The following is a 16709-nucleotide window of genomic DNA, read 5'->3' on the forward strand; positions in this document are numbered from 1 at the left end:
GCACCATGTTTAGGAAAGTATTTTTTGTGTTAGGGAGTTTACTTTTTTTAATCCAATGTCAGGACACGGTAACCCCTAAACCTAAAGGGGAGTTGAGATTAGAATATCCCCAGCCTCGGTATCAAACTTTCCAAAATCCGTGCAATTATACTTTTGAATACGCTACTTTTGCCACCATAACCCCAGCAAAACAGCGCCCTTGTTGGTACAATCTGTCTTATCCGAAGATGAAAGCCAATGTGTTCCTCACTTATTTCCCAATTAAAAACGACTTTATCCTTCATCTAAAAGAAGCCGAAAAAATGGTGTATGAGCATACCATCAAAGCCTCAGCGATAGAAACGCAGTCCTTCAGCTATCCAGAGAAAAAAGTCTATGGAAACTTCTACGAGTTAAAGGGAGAAACGGCGTCTAACATTCAGTTTTTTGTGACCGATAGCACGCGGCATTTCGTGACTGGGAATTTGTACTTCAATACCCGCCCAAAGCCTGATTCTCTGGCGCCTGCGGTAGATTATATTAAAAGAGATTTACACCATTTAATAGAAACTTTTCAATGGAAATAATCCTGTTTATAGATTTCAAAAATACAAATATAGAACCTTCATTATGAAACTTTTAGCAGTAGGTACCATCGCTTTTGATGCCATAGAGACGCCATTTGGCAAGACGGACAAAACCCTGGGTGGTGCCGCCACATATATCGGTTTAGCCTCTTCCGTGGTGGAGAGCAGCGTATGCTTGGTATCCGTGGTGGGTGGGGATTTTCCGCCAGATTGCCTACAAATGATGAGAGACAGAAACATCAATACCGATGGGGTAGAAATCATCAAAGAAGGCAAAACTTTTTTCTGGTCTGGTAAATACCATAACGACTTGAATGCCAGAGATACCGTAGCCACAGAGCTGAATGTTTTGGAAAACTTTGATCCCAAAGTGCCAGAAGTTGCCAAAGATGCCGAAGTGCTTTTGCTCGGTAATCTACACCCCAGCGTGCAGCTATCGGTACTCAATAAAATGAAACAACGCCCCAAAATGGTGATTTTAGACACGATGAATTTCTGGATGAAACACACTTGGGAACAGCTTTTGGAGATGATTGCGCAGACGGATATTATCTGCATCAATGATGAGGAAGCCCGCCAACTTTCAGGGGAATATTCCTTAGTGAAAGCCGCCCAGAAAATCCTGCAAATGGGGCCTACTTTTGTGATTATCAAAAAAGGCGAGCACGGCGCATTATTATTTGATGAACATCAGGTTTTTGCCATTCCAGCACTGCCTTTGGAGGAGGTTTTTGACCCTACGGGCGCGGGAGATTCCTTTGCGGGAGGCTTTGCAGCGCATTTAGCCAAGACCCAAGATTTCAGTTTTGAGAATATGAAAACAGCACTGATTGTGGGCTCTGCCATTGCCTCTTACACGGTAGAGAAATTTGGAACGGAGCGTTTGGTGGAGATTAACGAGCGTATGCTCAAAAATAGAATCCAAGAGTTTAAACAGCTCACCGCTTTTGAAATTCAGTTTTAAACCCAAATTTTAAGAAATAATTATAATAAATAATGCAGTAAAATCTATTATAAATGATATTTTTGCAACATAGAAATATATACCTTATGAATCATACCTATAAAATAACCACTTGGATGGTCTTTGTTTGGGCTCTTTTGAGTTCGCCGCTTAGTGCTCAGTTGAAACCTGGGCAGTTGGTAGATGGCATCGCTGCGGTGGTGGGCAATGAGATTGTCTTAGAATCGGATATAGAACAGCAAGAAAACTACGCCAAGCAACAAGGCGCCAAAGCCGTAAACCGCTGCGAGTTTTTAGAGAGTATGCTCAACAATAAACTCCTCATCTACGAGGCTAAAAGAGATACTTTGATTGAAAACCAATCGGAGGCGATCAAGAAGCAAGCCGAAGGCAAATACCAGCAATTGCTCTCCCAGTTTCCATCGGAAAAAGCCTTATTGGAGGCGTATAAATTCCGAACTTCTTATGAGATGAAAGCCGCCATAGAGCAAATTGATTCTGATCAATATTACGGACAAGAAAAATACAGAAGAATTACCCAAGGGGTTAATGTAACGCCTAACGAGGTAACGGATTTTTACAACACTTTTAAAAGCCAACTGCCTGTGGTAAAAGATGAGGTGACCTTAGCGAAAATCAGCATTAAGCCTAAGTTATCTAAGGAACATCAGCAGCAGCTTATCGATAAACTCAACCAAATTAAAAAAGATATAGAGAACGGCGAGAGCTTTGAGCAGATGGCGAGAATTTACTCCGAAGATCCAGGTTCTGCAGCCAATGGCGGACTTTATAAAAATATTTCTAAAGGAACGATGGTGAAGTCATTTGAAGCAGCAGCGCTCAATTTACAGGAGGGCGAAATCTCTAAACCTGTAGAATCCGAGTTTGGTTATCACCTGATCCAGTTGGTAAAAAAGAGCGGTAACAACTACGATGCCCGACACATTTTGCTAAAAGCCGAACCTAACGCCGAAGAAATTGCCGAGACTAAAAAGGAACTCAATGACATCAGACAGCAGATTTTAGATGGCAAAATCACCTTTAAAGAAGCAGCTTATAAGTATTCTGATGATAAAGCCACGAAGTTTAATGCTGGTGTTATTGCAGACAGAAACGGCTCCGATAAATTGGAGAAGTTAGAACTGCCAACCACTTACAGCTACCAGATTACAGGGCTTAAAAAAGATGACATTACCGATGCGTTTGAGGACAACACCACGCCAGATAAAAAGGAGGTGAGCATCATTAAAATTGTGGAAGAAATCCCAAGCCATACCTTAGATCTAAGCACGGATTATGAGCGCATCAAAGCCTATGCATTGGAGCGTAAAAAAGGCGATATTGTAGAAAAATGGATTGCGCAGAAACTTCCTGACACTTTCATTTCTATTGACAATAGATACAAAGATTGTCAGTTTAAAACCGATTGGAATAAACAATCTTTGGTAAAATAAAAACCGCATATAAAAATCCTTTCTTCAAAAGAAAGGATTTTTTATTTTCATAAAACAAAATAAACTATTATATTTGAAACCTCACTTTAAAACAGTTTAGATATGCCTTTTCAAAATCAATTTCCACTCCATTTTCCAAGGAGAGCGAAGCAAGAAAACCAGAATATCAGCTTGGTAGCGGCTAATGTGAAGCAAAATAAAACCCGCATCGCATTCTATACTATGGTGGCAGGGCAGCTCAATCTAAAATACCAAAATGAGTATTCCACACCAGAATATGGTCTGTTTAGTGAAATTTTCAACCAATTTTTAAAAGACAGTCAGCAGGAGCAACCAGAGCGCATTGTCGTGGCAGTGCCAGGTCCTGTGATAGACAATAAATGCTCCACCGACAACCTGCCTTTTGATTTAGATGTGAACATCATCCGAGAGAAAACTGGCGTTCGTGAAGTCTTTCTCATTAATGATTTGGAGGCGACAGCTTATGGCTTGACAGGCGTAGAGGAAGAAGATTTTAGCATCATCCACGAGGTTAAAACCAAAAATAAAGGCAATGTCGCTATATTAGCCCCAGGCAGAGGCTTGGGCGAGGCGGGTTTGTTTTGGGACGGCGCTTGCTTAAGACCTTTCGCCACGGAGGGTGGGCACTCAGAGTTTGCACCGCGCGCCGACCACGAGTTGGATTTATACCAGTTTCTAAAAGCCATCTATGGCATCGTGAGTTGGGAGTCTGTACTTTCTAACGAGGGGATGTTCAATCTCTTCCGTTTTATTAGAGATGTAAGGCGCCAAGAGGTTCCAATGGCTTTAACGGAGAAAATCAACAACACGCCACGCCGCCACGAGGTCATTATAGAAGCAGGGCTCAGTGGAGAAAATAGAGCTTGCAAACTCGCGATAGAAACCTTTGTGGAGCTGGTCGCTCGGGAGGCGAGTAATTTAGTACTGAAGCTGAAAGCCACAGGAGGGCTCATCATCACAGGGAGCCTTGCCAACCAGCTGGAGCACTTGCTAAGACAGCCTCAATTCTACGAAACTTTTACCATTAGCGATAAAATGGAAAATGTGCTCAATACCACGCCTATTTATTTATTGAAAAACAAAAATACTACCCTATTGGGAGCGGCGTATTATGGCGCTTATGCCCAGTAGAACGACATTTTATATCAAACAAAATCCCTCATTATCAGAAATAACGAGGGATTTTTTATTCACTATATGAAAAAGCAATGCTTATAAAGCCACATCTGTAAACCCTACACGCAAGCGGTGGTTTTGGGTTTGTAGGGATTCTATTTTTTGCAATAAATGATGGATAACCTCTAAGCCTGCCATATTGATTTCCAAATCATAATGCCAGTTGGCAAAGCGTTCTAATGCCGATAAATCCTCATAAATGATGTATTTGATGTTGTCCTCCACCAAGGGTTGGATAAGTCCAGAATCTTCCAACGCCTCAATGAAATGAAGGTCTATTTGGTATAATTGTACACATTCTTGTGCAGAAATTCTATCTTTCATGATTTAAGGTGTATTTTTGAGTTCTTTTACTAATTCTTTTTGCTTCTCGCTGAGGTGCGTCGGCAGGACCACATGATAAGTAACGAATAAATCTCCCGCCTGATCATCTTGCTTGTACACAGGGAAACCTTTGCCTTTTAGACGGACTTTGGTGCCGTTTTGCGTTTCAGGTTTTACTTTCAGGCTCACGCTACCGCTGAGGGTATTCACGATGACCTCACCACCGAGGAGCGCCGTATATAGGTCAATGTCTGCCGTGGTGTATAAATCATTGCCCACGCGCTTAAACTGGGCATCTTCGGTAATGTGGAAAGTGATGTATAAATCCCCATTAGGACCGCCGTTGATGCCTTCGTGACCATAGTTTTTAAGCTTGATTTGAAGCCCTTCATATACGCCCGCTGGAATGGTGATGCGCACCTTTTTACCGTTGATTTCAAAAGTCCGTTGATGCTTTTCTGCGGCTTCTTTCAGCGTGAGGGTCAGTTCTGCGGAGATGTCTTGCCCCTTAAATTTCCCCGAAGCACGCCCTCGGCTACTGCGCCCAAAACCAGCACCACCAGCGCCGCCGCCAAACATACTTTGGAAGAAGTCCGAAAAATCCCCTTGGTCGCCAAAGTCAGCACCAGAGAAGCCTTGTTTGCTATAGTTTTGGTATTGTTGCTGTTGTTGCTGGGCTTTTTCGTACTCCTCGCCGTGTTTCCAGTGTTCGCCGTATTTATCGTACTTTTTACGATTTTCGGGGTTGCTCAGCACCTCATTAGCCTCGTTGATTTCCTTAAATCTTTTCTCCGCCTCTTTATCATTCGGATTGAGGTCTGGGTGGTACTTTCGGGCTAATTTTCGGTAGGCTTTTTTGATGTCGTCTTGAGAGGCTGTTTTCTCAAGTCCCAAAATTTTATAATAGTCTATATACGCCATGGTTTTTGTAATAATGGTTCAAAGTTACATAAAATGGATTAGAAAAGCAAAGCTCTCATCTTAACATTAAGGTAAAAGTAATGAAAAAATAAGGTTTCATCTTCCCTCAAAACCACTTCAATTTCCTTTATTTTTATTAAAATGCTTATTTTAGCGGTTTCATTTAAAAGGGATAAAAAATATTGAATTTAGAGACTTCCATAGAGTTTTTGAAAGGCGTGGGCGCAGAGCGTGCCAAATGGATAAAAAATACGCTGGGTATTGCTACAGTAGAAGATTTGCTGCAGTTTTACCCCATTCGATATTTGGATAAAAGCCGTGTTTATACCGTGGCGGAGCTGCATAAAGCTATGGAAGCTGAAATTCAACTGAAAGGGCGCATCGTGGAGATGAAGGAAATCGCATATGGCAAAGGACAAAAACGCTTATCTGCAAAATTTATAGATGCCACAGGTACGCTGGAGTTGGTGTGGTTCCGGTATTCTAAATGGATGATTGCCCAGTTACCCATCAACAAAGAATTGTATATTTTTGGCAAGGTTAATTGGTTCAATGGGGTGTTCTCTATGCCGCATCCAGAGATAGAAATAGATGAAAAAAAAGCCCTAAATGGCAGTTTGCTTCCCGTTTATTCTGGCAGTGAGAAATTGACCAAACGCGGCATTAGCAACCGATTTTTCCAACAAATCATAGCAGAAGTACTGAAGCATTTGCCGAGTTTGATGTACGAGAATATTCCAGAATCTGTTTTATCATCATTAAAGCTGATGCCGCGTTTGGAGGCGTATTATTCTATTCATTTCCCTAAAAATCAGCCAATGATTAAAGAGGCAGAGCGTCGCATAAAATTTGAGGAAGCCTTCTTTTTTCAGTTGGGGTATGGGCTTAAAAAACAGTTTCAAAAAACCAATACTGTGGGCATTCCTTTCCCTAAGGTAGGCGATATTTTCAATCATTTTTACCAAAATTATTTGCCGTTTGATCTCACCCAAGCCCAAAAGCGCGTACTCAAAGAAATCCGAAACGATATGAAAAAGCCTATACAGATGAACCGCCTTCTCCAAGGCGATGTGGGCTCTGGTAAAACTATGGTGGCGCTACTTTCTATGCTTTTGGCGCTGGATAATGGCGCTCAGGCGTGTCTAATGGCACCCACAGAAATCTTGGCACAGCAACATTATAACGGCATAAAGGCGCTTTTGGAAAAAACAAATATAGAGGTGAAGTTGCTTACGGGCTCCACTAAAACCTCGGAACGGAAGGACATTCATCAAAAGTTGGAGAGCGGTGCTTTATCCATTTTGATTGGTACTCATGCCATTTTGGAAGATGTGGTGCAGTTCAAAAATTTAGGTTTGGCAATTATTGATGAGCAACACCGTTTTGGCGTGGCGCAGCGGGCGAAACTTTGGGGTAAAAATAAAATCCCACCGCATATTTTGATTATGACGGCAACGCCCATTCCACGGACTTTGGCGATGAGTTTTTATTCGGATTTAGAGGTCTCGGTGATTGATGAACTCCCTGTGGGGCGCAAGCCTATTATTACCGCTCATCGCCGGGAAAAAGACCGTCTTTCGGTGTATCAATTTGCCAAAGATGAAATTAAAAAAGGGCGACAAATTTACTTTGTTTATCCTCTGATAGAAGAGTCCGAAACTTTGGATTATAAAAATCTGATGGAAGGTTTAGAGCAGGTGATGGAATTCTTTAAAGAATACGAAACGGTGATGCTCCACGGTAAAATGAAGTCTCAGGAAAAAGATGATGCTATGCAATATTTCGCTTCGGGGAAAGCACAAATTATGGTAGCGACTACGGTGATCGAAGTGGGCGTGAATGTGCCCAATGCCTCGGTGATGGTGATAGAGAGTGCGGAGAAGTTTGGGCTTTCGCAGCTGCATCAGTTGCGTGGGCGTGTGGGGCGCGGTGCTGAGCAAAGTTATTGCATCTTGATGACCACAGACCAACTCTCTGCCGATGCCCGAAAACGCATCAAAACGATGTGCGAAACCAATGATGGTTTTAGAATTTCGGAGGTGGATATGGAGCTTCGGGGGCCTGGGGATATTTTGGGCACGCAACAGAGTGGTATTGTGGATTTTAAAAAGCTGAATTTAACCCAAGATGCACCCGTCATCAAACAAGCACAAATGGTGGTCAATGCCTTGTTGGTGCAAGATCCACACCTTCAACAGCCTCAACATCAGGCGCTGAGAGCCTATTATTTAAGTCAGTATAAGGGTAAAAATAAATGGAGCAAAATCAGTTGATTTCACTCCATAATTATAGTATTAAGTTTTAACAATTAGTCCGAAATTCGTGGGCTAGCTTTATAAACTTGGAAGTTGAACACAAAAGTTCTGTCATTCAGAGAATAGCCTACATAATTAAAATGAGGATCACGGGCAAATGCCGCTCTGGAAGGCACAATAATCACGCCTTGCATATGGTAAGGGGCATCAGACTCTTGATCAAAACTGGTGAATTTTTGCAATGCTTCTTTAAACCCTTCTATCTCGTAATAACCCCGAGTTTTCCCAGATTTTTCTAAAACCGATTTTTTTACATAATAAAAAGAAGGATCATCCTGTGGAACGCCGCTGTTATCTACGGTATCAAAGAAAGGATAAGCGCTCCTCAATTTGATCACACCGTTTTCATTGGTTGCCGTGTAAGTGATGGTTTTGTGCATTAGGCTGATGCTATCATTCTCCAAAATGGTTTTGCCTGCGGCAGGTTGCGCATTCGGGTTGATGATGTAAACAGTACCATTAGCCAAAGTTTGTGGGTTGTAGTCAGAGAGCGGTTTTTCGTTGTCATCAGCGGTATCATCTTCTTTAAAAGCCACGATTTTCCCTTTGCTATCAAAATAGTTATCTTTAAGAAATTGCTGGATGGCTTGGGTGTCGTAATCGTTCTGAGTACCGATTTCCACCGTTTCCACCGTATTGTTATCATCTTTTCTACAAGCTGTTGTAGCTAGACTTAAAGCCAAGAGGCTAAATAAAATATTCTTTTTCATACTTTAACTGAAATCTTTGTTTATTAGAATACAATTTGCTAAATTGCCCATTCAATTGTTTTGTTCCGACAGCAAAAATAGAAATAAAATATGAGAATAGATAAATTTTTGTGGAGTGTTCGCTTTTTTAAGACCAGAAGTATCGCTACGGAAGAGATTAAAAAGAACCGCGTTTGGGTGGGAGAACAGCTTGCAAAGCCCTCTAAGGAGGTGGTAGAAGGTGATGAAATTAAGATTAGAAAAAATCAAATTGATTATAAAATTAAGGTTATTCAGATTCCTAAAAGTAGGATAGGGGCTAAGTTGGTGCCGCTTCACATTAAGGATATGACCGATAAAGAGCAATATGAACTCCTTAAATTACGGAAAATGTCCCAAGATTATTACCGCCAAAAAGGCGAAGGGCGCCCCACCAAAAAAGACCGCAGAGAGATGTCCGAGTTTATGGCAGGGGAAGACGCCACATTTAACGATGATGACTGGGACGATTTCTTTAATGCTCCACTTTTAGAGGAAGAAGATTGATGATGTCTTGAACGATGGTTTCTGGCGTTTTGCCATCCGTATCTATGATGATTTGAGCCTGGCTATAATAAGGCTGTCGCTCAAAAAGATGTTTCGCGATGAACTCGGAGAGGTCTTCATCTGCAAGGCGGGCGATCAGTGGGCGCTGCGCTTTTTCTTGCGCTAACCTTTGGGCAAGGGTGCCAACGGAAGTCCGCAGATAGATGCTCACAGAGTGCCGATTGATGGTTTCTATATTATTATAATAGACAGGCGTGCCACCACCGAGGCTCAAAACCAAATCTTTGGGCTTGGTGAGCACCGTTTCTAAGGCTTCTTTTTCTAATTTTCTAAAGAAAATTTCACTTTTTTGGGCGAAAATTTCGGGGAGTGGTGCCCCAAAATCTTGAGAAATATAAGCATCTAAATCTAAAAATTCAAAATTGATTTTTTGGCTTAATAATTTGGAAATGTGGCTTTTACCGCTGCCCATATAGCCTAATAGGGAAATAATCATCATATATTTTTAAACAAAATTGCAGAAAAATTTTGAGATAACAAAAAAATCTGTATCTTTGCACCACTTTTGGAACGGATAAAATATCACAGTTCTGGAGTAAGACTCGGTAGCTCAGCTGGTAGAGCAATACACTTTTAATGTATGGGTCCTGGGTTCGAATCCCAGCCGAGTCACTATTGAAGCCTGTGTGGTGAAATTGGTAGACACGCCATCTTGAGGGGGTGGTATCCTAAGGATGTGCTGGTTCGAATCCAGTCGCAGGCACACAGAAAAAATCACAACCGACTCGGTAGCTCAGCTGGTAGAGCAATACACTTTTAATGTATGGGTCCTGGGTTCGAATCCCAGCCGAGTCACGATTTGCTGAAAAGTAAATTTTTTTCATATTAATATTTTGTGATTTGGTGTTCAAAGGCCTTCCATCTCGGAAGGCTTTTGATTTTTTTTATGATAAAGGCATATTGTCTATGAGCCGCACGCCACCCACATTCACTACGATGAAAGCTCTATAATTTCGGTGGGGTTCTGTGGTTTGTACTTCTTTTAAAGTAGCCTCATCAGCGATAAGGAAATATTCCAAATCAAATTGGGGTTGAGCTTTAAAAATAGCCTCTACTTTTTGTTTAATCTCTGGAATACTCAGGGTTTTAAAGTCGTTTTTAACTTGGGTTAAGGTTTGAAAAATAATACTGGCTTCCGCTCTTTCGGTGGCGGAAAGTCTTTGGTTTCTGGAGCTCATTGCCAATCCGTTGGCTTCTCTATAAATAGGAACGCCGTAAATTTGGATGGGTAAGTTTTGTTTTTCTACCAATTTTTTGATGATTTCCAATTGTTGGTAATCTTTTTCGCCAAAATAAGCACGGTCGGGTTGCACTTGCGAGAATAAACTTTCCACCACGGTGCCCACGCCATCAAAGTGTCCAGGGCGCATTTTGCCTTCCATTTCTTGCTCTAATCCGTCAAAATCGTAAGATTTCGCTACGGCTTTTTCTGGGTAAATGTCGGAAATTTCTGGGATATAAACGGCATCTACCAAGCCAGAATCTTCTAATTTTTTGAGGTCTTCCTCTATGGTTCTGGGATATTTTTCTAAATCTTCAGGGTTGTTGAACTGGGTGGGATTCACGAAAATGGAGGAAATCACCAAGTCGTTTTCAGGTCTTGCGGCTTCGTATAGCGAGAGGTGACCTTGGTGCAGGGCGCCCATAGTTGGGGCGAACCCAATGCTTTTTTTTGAGGCTTTAGCTTCCGAAATATAGGCGGCTAAGGCGGTTTTATTGCGTAATATTTTCATAAAATTTGTTTCGCCAAAATTATAAAAAAATGTTAATACCATTTTATTAGTTTAAAATTTTGTATTTTTGCATAATAACAATCTTTTTCAAAAAAAGACAAAAAAACAAATTATGCCAAATAAGAGAATTTTATATGTTACCACAGAGATGTTTCCTTATCACGAAGATACGACGATGTCTATGGCGGTAAACAAAATGGCACTTACAATGTATAATGAGGGTAATGATGTTCGTGTATTTATGCCGCGTTTTGGCTACATTAGCGAGAGGAAATTCCAACTGCACGAAGTGATCCGCCTTTCTGGTATGAATATTATTATCAATGATTTAGACCAACCTTTAATTATCAAAGTCGCTTCGTTACCTGGAGAACGCCTGCAGGTGTATTTTATTGATAACGAGGATTATTTTAAAAGAAAATTTGATTACCAAGACGAAGATGGGCAGCCGTATGAAGATAATGATGAACGGGCGATGTTCTTCGCAAGAGGGGTGATAGAAACGATTAAAAAACTCAACTGGGTGCCAGATGTGGTGCACCTGAACGGCTGGATGTCGGCTTTCGTTCCAATTTACCTCAAGCATTATTATAAGAATGATTCTTATTTTGATGATACCCAATTTGTGCTTTCCGTTTATAATGAAGATGATTTACAGCTGGCAACGAGCATTTTAGAGAAGTTTAAATTTGACAATATGTCTAAAGTGAAAGCGCTCAAGTCACCAAGTACTCATAGCTTTATAGAAGAAGGAATGAACTTGGTAGATATCATCGTGAAAGGCGATGAATTCCTTGTGGATGAGCTTTATTCCAGATTTGAGAAGGCTAAAGCCACACAAAAAGAGTACATTAACCCAGAAGAAATGGGAACTATTTACTAAAAATACATTTAAAAATCAATGATAGAGAACATAAAAAAAGTTTTGAAACCATTGCTGATAGCAGGTTTTGGAAGTTTGGTCTTAGTGAATTGTGAGTCCGATGCGGATAACTTAGGAACACAGTTTTTTGTGGATAATACCACCGATGGCGCTACCCAGAGTTATGATGTGGTGGCTTATCATTTAAACCATCACGATACCATACAATCTGATGCTTCTAAGCTCACACAAGCCACTTTGGGCGCTTTTGATGAGTCTAATTTTGGACTTCAAAAATCCGATTATGTGACCCAAGTAAGGCTCAGCAGTTATAGCCCAGATTTTGGCGTTAATGCCAAGGTAGATTCGGTGACTTTAGAAATTAAACCGAATTATGTTTCGGATTCTGCCACCACAGTAACCGATGAAAACGCAAAATTCAACGGCGAAGATGTTAAAAAAGTGGTGACCACTTACCCTGTTAAAAAATACGGTAAAACGCAAAAAATTACCCTTAAAGTCCATGAAGTGAATGATTTTCTCTACTCAACGGATAAAAAATATTATTCTGATTTTAGAGTTAATACAGGTACGGAATTGGGTTCTTATGAGTTTAACGGAAAGGTAAACTCTGTTAAAATCACTTCTAAAACAGAAGGAAAAGAGGTGTTTAGCCGAGATGAGGCGATAAGAATTCCTCTGAATACGAACTTTTTTCAAACTAAAATTGTAGACCAACACAACAGCGCTGATCTTCAAGATGTGGCGAGTTTTATCAGATATTTTAAAGGGGTTAAAATTTCTGTTGCCGAGAATGATGGCTATATTTTTAACTTTTCGCCAAACAATGTGACCATTAAAATGTATTACTCTCACGATGTGACCAATAATGGAACCACCACCAAAACGGCGGCTTTGTATCAGTTTAATTTAGGCTCGGGGAATGTGCATTTTAACCAAATTGATTATCAGCGTCCTACGGCTTATCAAACCGCAATGAACAACATTGATGAAACCCAAGGCGATGAGCGTTTGTACCTCCAAGGGATGGGTGGAGCAGGGGCAGTTCTGAAAATTCCTGCCGCAACCATTTCGGAAATTAAAAAACAATATAAAGAGGATAAAATAGGGATTCTATCAGCCAAAATAAGATTCTATACCGATGCCAGCGTTTGGAGCAATTCATATGAAAAACCATCGAGATTTTTAGTTAAATATGCTAATTTGAATGAGTTTTTATCAGATATGGCGGCATTTTCCAGCTTAGGAGGTTTCAGTTTGATTAAATCTTATGATTTGGATAAAAATCCAGCCTATTATGATCTTAGCATTACGCAGACTTTAAAAAACATCATAGAAAAAGAAGCCGAAAATAGAGATTTAGTTCTCAACATCGGAGACTATATTTATAGTAACCAAGGGCTTTTATTAGGTCAAAATTACAATACGAGAGCTTATGCGCCACAGCGTTTGGTTTTAGTAGGCTCTAAAACAACGGATACCAACAAAGTAAAACTTAATATCATTTACGCTAAAAAATAAAACATTATGTGTGGAATAGTAGGATACACAGGGCATAGAGATGCTTATGAAATCGTAATCAATGGACTTAAAAGATTAGAATACCGTGGTTATGATAGTGCTGGGGTGGTGTTAGAAACGCCGCAAGAACTCTTTGAAGTTAAGAAAACCAAAGGTAAAGTTTCAGATTTGGTGGCTATTTCTGAAGATTTGAGAAATACCTCGCATATCGGAATGGGGCATACCCGATGGGCAACACACGGCGTGCCGAGCGATGTAAATTCGCATCCGCACATTTCTAATAACGGAAAAGTGGCATTGGTACACAATGGAATTATTGAAAACTACGACACCATTAAAACCATGCTCACCGAAAAAGGCTACACTTTCCAGTCCGAAACGGATACGGAGGTTTTAGTGAATTTAATTCAATATTTTACCGATACTCGCCCAGATTTAGAGTTTTCTGAAGCCGTGCGTTATGCATTAAACGAAGTGTATGGCGCCTATGCGATTACCGTGATGCACAAAGATCATCCCAACCTTTTGGTGGCGGCGCGTTTAGGTTCTCCTTTGGCGATTGGCTTGGGCGATAGAGAATATTTTATCGCATCAGATGCTTCGCCGTTTGTGGAATTTACCAAAGAAGCCATTTATTTAGAGGAAGGGCACATCGCTACCATTTCTTTAGACAAAGGCGTGGAAATCCGCACCATTAAAGACAATTCTAAAATAGACCCCGCCATCCAAGAGCTTAAACTCAACCTTGAGCAAATTGAAAAAGGAGGCTACGAGCATTTTATGCTTAAAGAAATTTTTGAACAACCAAAATCCATCCACGACACGATGAGAGGGCGTTTGTTGGTAGATGAGGGCATCATTAAAATGGCAGGAATTTGGGATCATTTAGAAAAACTGACCCACGCCAACCGCATCATCATTATCGCTTGTGGTACCTCTTGGCACGCAGGTTTGATTGGAGAATATCTCATTGAAGAATTTGCCAGAATCCCCGTAGAAGTGGAGTATGCATCAGAGTTTAGATACAGAAACCCCATCATCACGGATAAAGATGTGGTGATCGCTATTTCTCAGTCAGGGGAAACGGCAGATACGATGGAAGCCATTAAAATGGCGAAGAAAAAAGGTGCCTTTATTTATGGAATTTGTAATGTGGTGGATTCTTCCATCGCCAGATTTTCAGATGCAGGGTCTTACACCCACGCAGGTCCAGAAATTGGCGTGGCATCCACTAAGGCATTCACGGCGCAATTGACCATTTTGACCCTTATCGCTTTAAAATTAGGAAAACACAACGGCAATATTGGCAATCAGGAGTTTATGAGATTGATTACCGAATTAGATGCTTTACCGAAAAAAATAGAAGAAGTTTTAGCGGATACCAACGATTATGTGAAGGAAATTTCCAAAGATTTTGTGGAAGCGACCAACTTTTTATATTTAGGAAGAGGCTACAACTTCCCAGCGGCGTTAGAGGGCGCTTTAAAATTGAAAGAGATTTCGTACATCCACGCCGAAGGCTACCCAGCCGCCGAGATGAAACACGGTCCTATCGCCTTAATAGATGAAAATATGCCTATCGTTATCATTGCGCCTAAAAATAAGCATTATGATAAAGTGGTGAGCAATGTTCAGGAAATTAAAGCCCGAAAAGGGAAGGTGATCGCTGTGGTAACCAAAGGCGACGAGCAAGTGGCTTCTATGGCAGATTATGTGATAGAAATCCCAGAAACATCGGAATGTTACTCACCGATTGTAGCATCGGTACCGTTGCAATTGTTGGCGTACTACATCGCTGTATATAGAGGTGCCAATGTAGACCAGCCGAGAAACTTGGCGAAATCTGTTACTGTAGAATAAATTTATTTTAATACAGATAGGCTTTTATTTTTTGCTGACCTTGTTGTTCAGAAGGAATAAAAGCCTATTTTTTTAGTTAGAAAAAATATTTAGCGTAAAATATCGTTTAGCAAATAGAAAATAGATTTTTTAAATTAAAAAAAATACTTATCTTTACACGCTGAAAATAAAGCGTATTAATAAGATAAAATCTATCATAATAAATAAACATCATCGGATGAAAAAAATATTTTTAGTACTTCTTTCCGCATCGTTGGCGGTATCGTGTTCTCGAGGGCGAAAATCTTCTGGAAAACCTGACACCAAGGGGGATTTAATCCCAAAAGGTAAGTCTAAGTCTTTTGTGGCGGAGCGCCCTTATGGTATGGTGGCTATTCCTGGTGGTTCTTTTGTAATGGGTATGGCGGATATGGATTACACCAATATGCCAGAAAAAGCACCTCTAAAAACCGTAACCGTTTCTTCTTTCTTTATGGATGAAACGGAGGTGACTAATGCGCAGTACAGATTATTTATCAACTATGTTCGGGATTCCATCGCGAGAACACTCTTAGCCGAAGCGGCAGGAGATGTAACCTCTGGTGGGGGTAATGGTACTGGGATTTCGGATTATGCTTATCTGGCTAAAAAAGATGGCAATGCAAATGCTTACCAAGAATATTTAGAATCTCAAGGCGGCAGAGATGGTTATAATGAATCTAAGCGTTTGGACTGGAGCGTACCTTTAAAATGGAACACTTCCGACTATCCTGATGTGCAATATGCAGAGGTGATAGAGTCGTTATATTTACCACCAGCAGAACGTATTAACAACGAAAGATTGATAGACACGCGTAAATTAAAATACGCTTATCAGTGGGAAGATATGGAATCTGCGGTAAAAGACGGCAAGAGAAGCACCAACTACCTCAAAAAAGAAAGCATCGCGGTATATCCAGATACGACTGTGTGGATGAAAGACTTCAACTATGCTTATAATGAACCTTTATATGATGGGTATTTTTGGCATCAAGCTTATAAAAATTATCCAGTGGTAGGCGTGACTTGGGATCAAGCAAGAGCATTCTGCGACTATAAAACTAAGGCTAAAAGAGATGATAGCAAAAAATCTAAGAAAAGAAAAATAACGCCTATGGCATTCCGCTTACCTACCGAAGCCGAGTGGGAATACGCTGCCAGAGGAGGCAAAGAGAACGCTACTTATCCGTGGGGAGGTCCTTATTTAATGGATGATAGAGGTTGTTATTTAGCCAACTTCAAACCGAAAAGAGGAAACTATATAGAAGATGAGAAAAAAGGAACTTATACCTATACCGCGCCTGTAAAATCTTTCTCTAAAAATGGTTTTGGGCTTTACGATATGGCAGGGAATGTGGCAGAATGGACAGAATCTCCGTACAACAATTCCACCTATCAGTTTTCATCTACGCTCAACCCTTATCTATCAACACAAGCCTATCGTGATACTAAAAAATCTGTGCGTGGTGGCTCTTGGAAAGATGTAGGCTACTTGCTAATGACGGGCTACAGAGATTGGGAAAGAAAAGACTCTGCGAGAAGTTATATCGGGTTTAGAACGGTACAAGATATCCCAGAAGGAACAGCAAGATTTAAAAGGAAATCAAAATAAGAAATTAAAAGACAACACATATCAATCAACAACAATAACTTTTTAA

At 40.6% G+C, this 16709-nt stretch carries 15 protein-coding genes and 3 tRNA genes; 13 read left to right on the forward strand and 5 right to left on the reverse strand.

All coding sequences use genetic code 11. From position 1 onward, the window contains the following. The first annotated feature begins 5 nt into the window (after nucleotides 1-5). The 4 genes from gldD to NYR17_RS03600 all read left to right on the forward strand — a co-directional run bounded on the left by gldD (nucleotide 6) and on the right by NYR17_RS03600 (nucleotide 4136). Nucleotides 6-566 carry a gliding motility lipoprotein GldD gene (gene gldD, locus NYR17_RS03585; RefSeq protein ID WP_302506454.1) on the forward strand — a complete coding sequence of 187 codons (561 nt, stop codon included), beginning with the start codon at nucleotides 6-8 and terminating at the stop codon, nucleotides 564-566. 43 nt (nucleotides 567-609) lie between these two features. Further along, a complete protein-coding gene (locus NYR17_RS03590; RefSeq protein ID WP_302506456.1) occupies nucleotides 610-1530 on the forward strand; it encodes a PfkB family carbohydrate kinase in 921 nt (306 codons plus the stop codon). An 86-nt stretch (nucleotides 1531-1616) separates the two neighbouring features. Continuing rightward, a complete protein-coding gene (locus NYR17_RS03595; protein ID WP_302506457.1) occupies nucleotides 1617-2984 on the forward strand; it encodes a peptidylprolyl isomerase in 1368 nt (455 codons plus the stop codon). Nucleotides 2985-3086: 102 nt separating this feature from the next. After that, a complete protein-coding gene (locus tag NYR17_RS03600; protein WP_302506458.1) occupies nucleotides 3087-4136 on the forward strand; it encodes a glucokinase in 1050 nt (349 codons plus the stop codon). 81 nt (nucleotides 4137-4217) lie between these two features. Here NYR17_RS03600 and NYR17_RS03605 read toward each other — a convergent pair whose 3' ends face one another. Together NYR17_RS03605 and NYR17_RS03610 are read right to left on the reverse strand one after the other, a co-directional pair. Further along, nucleotides 4218-4505 (reverse strand): chaperone modulator CbpM, encoded by a 288-nt coding sequence (locus NYR17_RS03605; RefSeq protein WP_302506459.1) that lies wholly within the window; start codon nucleotides 4503-4505, stop codon nucleotides 4218-4220. Between the two features lie 3 nt (nucleotides 4506-4508). Further along, complete coding sequence (locus tag NYR17_RS03610) at nucleotides 4509-5426, reverse strand: J domain-containing protein (RefSeq protein ID WP_302506460.1); 918 nt, start codon at nucleotides 5424-5426, stop codon at nucleotides 4509-4511. 182 nt (nucleotides 5427-5608) lie between these two features. On the opposite strand from NYR17_RS03610, the gene recG reads away from it, so the two are divergent. Further along, on the forward strand, nucleotides 5609-7699 hold the full coding sequence (gene recG / locus NYR17_RS03615; protein WP_302506462.1) for an ATP-dependent DNA helicase RecG: 2091 nt from the start codon (nucleotides 5609-5611) through the stop codon (nucleotides 7697-7699). Nucleotides 7700-7734: 35 nt separating this feature from the next. Here recG and NYR17_RS03620 read toward each other — a convergent pair whose 3' ends face one another. Beyond that, on the reverse strand, nucleotides 7735-8451 hold the full coding sequence (locus NYR17_RS03620) for a hypothetical protein (protein ID WP_302506463.1): 717 nt from the start codon (nucleotides 8449-8451) through the stop codon (nucleotides 7735-7737). 90 nt (nucleotides 8452-8541) lie between these two features. Between NYR17_RS03620 and NYR17_RS03625 the strand changes: the two genes are divergently transcribed. After that, nucleotides 8542-8976 carry an RNA-binding S4 domain-containing protein gene (locus NYR17_RS03625; protein ID WP_302506465.1) on the forward strand — a complete coding sequence of 145 codons (435 nt, stop codon included), beginning with the start codon at nucleotides 8542-8544 and terminating at the stop codon, nucleotides 8974-8976. Here the strand turns inward: NYR17_RS03625 and NYR17_RS03630 are convergent. Further along, nucleotides 8945-9472, reverse strand: a complete 528-nt coding sequence (locus NYR17_RS03630) for a shikimate kinase (protein WP_302506984.1) — start codon at nucleotides 9470-9472, stop codon at nucleotides 8945-8947. The genes NYR17_RS03625 and NYR17_RS03630 overlap by 32 nt on opposite strands. A gap of 103 nt (nucleotides 9473-9575) precedes the next feature. Between NYR17_RS03630 and NYR17_RS03635 the strand changes: the two genes are divergently transcribed. From NYR17_RS03635 to NYR17_RS03645, 3 genes are all read left to right on the forward strand, one after another. Beyond that, nucleotides 9576-9648 (forward strand) — tRNA-Lys (locus NYR17_RS03635). A gap of 8 nt (nucleotides 9649-9656) precedes the next feature. After that, a tRNA-Leu gene (locus NYR17_RS03640) sits at nucleotides 9657-9739 on the forward strand. 19 nt (nucleotides 9740-9758) lie between these two features. Then, nucleotides 9759-9831, forward strand: a tRNA-Lys gene (locus NYR17_RS03645). 89 nt (nucleotides 9832-9920) lie between these two features. Here NYR17_RS03645 and panC read toward each other — a convergent pair. Further along, nucleotides 9921-10769: a pantoate--beta-alanine ligase gene (panC, locus tag NYR17_RS03650; protein WP_302506466.1), complete on the reverse strand. Its 849-nt coding sequence runs from the start codon at nucleotides 10767-10769 to the stop codon at nucleotides 9921-9923. A 112-nt stretch (nucleotides 10770-10881) separates the two neighbouring features. Between panC and NYR17_RS03655 the strand changes: the two genes are divergently transcribed. The 4 genes from NYR17_RS03655 (at nucleotide 10882) to gldK (ending at nucleotide 16663) form a co-directional block, all read left to right on the forward strand. Beyond that, nucleotides 10882-11652 carry a glycogen/starch synthase gene (locus NYR17_RS03655; protein WP_302506467.1) on the forward strand — a complete coding sequence of 257 codons (771 nt, stop codon included), beginning with the start codon at nucleotides 10882-10884 and terminating at the stop codon, nucleotides 11650-11652. Between the two features lie 18 nt (nucleotides 11653-11670). Then, nucleotides 11671-13173, forward strand: coding sequence for a DUF4270 domain-containing protein (locus NYR17_RS03660; protein WP_302506468.1), 1503 nt, complete (start codon nucleotides 11671-11673; stop codon nucleotides 13171-13173). 6 nt (nucleotides 13174-13179) lie between these two features. Beyond that, nucleotides 13180-15033, forward strand: a complete 1854-nt coding sequence (glmS, locus tag NYR17_RS03665; RefSeq protein WP_302506469.1) for a glutamine--fructose-6-phosphate transaminase (isomerizing) — start codon at nucleotides 13180-13182, stop codon at nucleotides 15031-15033. A 217-nt stretch (nucleotides 15034-15250) separates the two neighbouring features. Continuing rightward, on the forward strand, nucleotides 15251-16663 hold the full coding sequence (gene gldK / locus NYR17_RS03670; protein WP_302506470.1) for a gliding motility lipoprotein GldK: 1413 nt from the start codon (nucleotides 15251-15253) through the stop codon (nucleotides 16661-16663). Nucleotides 16664-16709 lie beyond the last annotated feature (46 nt).

It is taken from the genome of Riemerella columbina (genome assembly GCF_030517065.1).
In the GTDB taxonomy this organism is placed as follows: domain Bacteria; phylum Bacteroidota; class Bacteroidia; order Flavobacteriales; family Weeksellaceae; genus Riemerella; species Riemerella columbina_A.

Bases quoted from the DNA above. Each gene is read 5' to 3' on its own strand.
- panC (WP_302506466.1), bottom strand. From the start codon at position 10,769: ATGAAAATATTACGCAATAAAACCGCCTTAGCCGCCTATATTTCGGAA.
- NYR17_RS03625 (WP_302506465.1), top strand. From the start codon at position 8,542: ATGAGAATAGATAAATTTTTGTGGAGTGTTCGCTTTTTTAAGACCAGA.
- NYR17_RS03595 (WP_302506457.1), top strand. From the start codon at position 1,617: ATGAATCATACCTATAAAATAACCACTTGGATGGTCTTTGTTTGGGCT.
- NYR17_RS03655 (WP_302506467.1), top strand. From the start codon at position 10,882: ATGCCAAATAAGAGAATTTTATATGTTACCACAGAGATGTTTCCTTAT.
- NYR17_RS03630 (WP_302506984.1), bottom strand. From the start codon at position 9,472: ATGATTATTTCCCTATTAGGCTATATGGGCAGCGGTAAAAGCCACATT.
- NYR17_RS03590 (WP_302506456.1), top strand. From the start codon at position 610: ATGAAACTTTTAGCAGTAGGTACCATCGCTTTTGATGCCATAGAGACG.
- gldK (WP_302506470.1), top strand. From the start codon at position 15,251: ATGAAAAAAATATTTTTAGTACTTCTTTCCGCATCGTTGGCGGTATCG.
- NYR17_RS03605 (WP_302506459.1), bottom strand. From the start codon at position 4,505: ATGAAAGATAGAATTTCTGCACAAGAATGTGTACAATTATACCAAATA.
- glmS (WP_302506469.1), top strand. From the start codon at position 13,180: ATGTGTGGAATAGTAGGATACACAGGGCATAGAGATGCTTATGAAATC.
- NYR17_RS03660 (WP_302506468.1), top strand. From the start codon at position 11,671: ATGATAGAGAACATAAAAAAAGTTTTGAAACCATTGCTGATAGCAGGT.
- NYR17_RS03620 (WP_302506463.1), bottom strand. From the start codon at position 8,451: ATGAAAAAGAATATTTTATTTAGCCTCTTGGCTTTAAGTCTAGCTACA.
- NYR17_RS03610 (WP_302506460.1), bottom strand. From the start codon at position 5,426: ATGGCGTATATAGACTATTATAAAATTTTGGGACTTGAGAAAACAGCC.
- NYR17_RS03600 (WP_302506458.1), top strand. From the start codon at position 3,087: ATGCCTTTTCAAAATCAATTTCCACTCCATTTTCCAAGGAGAGCGAAG.
- gldD (WP_302506454.1), top strand. From the start codon at position 6: ATGTTTAGGAAAGTATTTTTTGTGTTAGGGAGTTTACTTTTTTTAATC.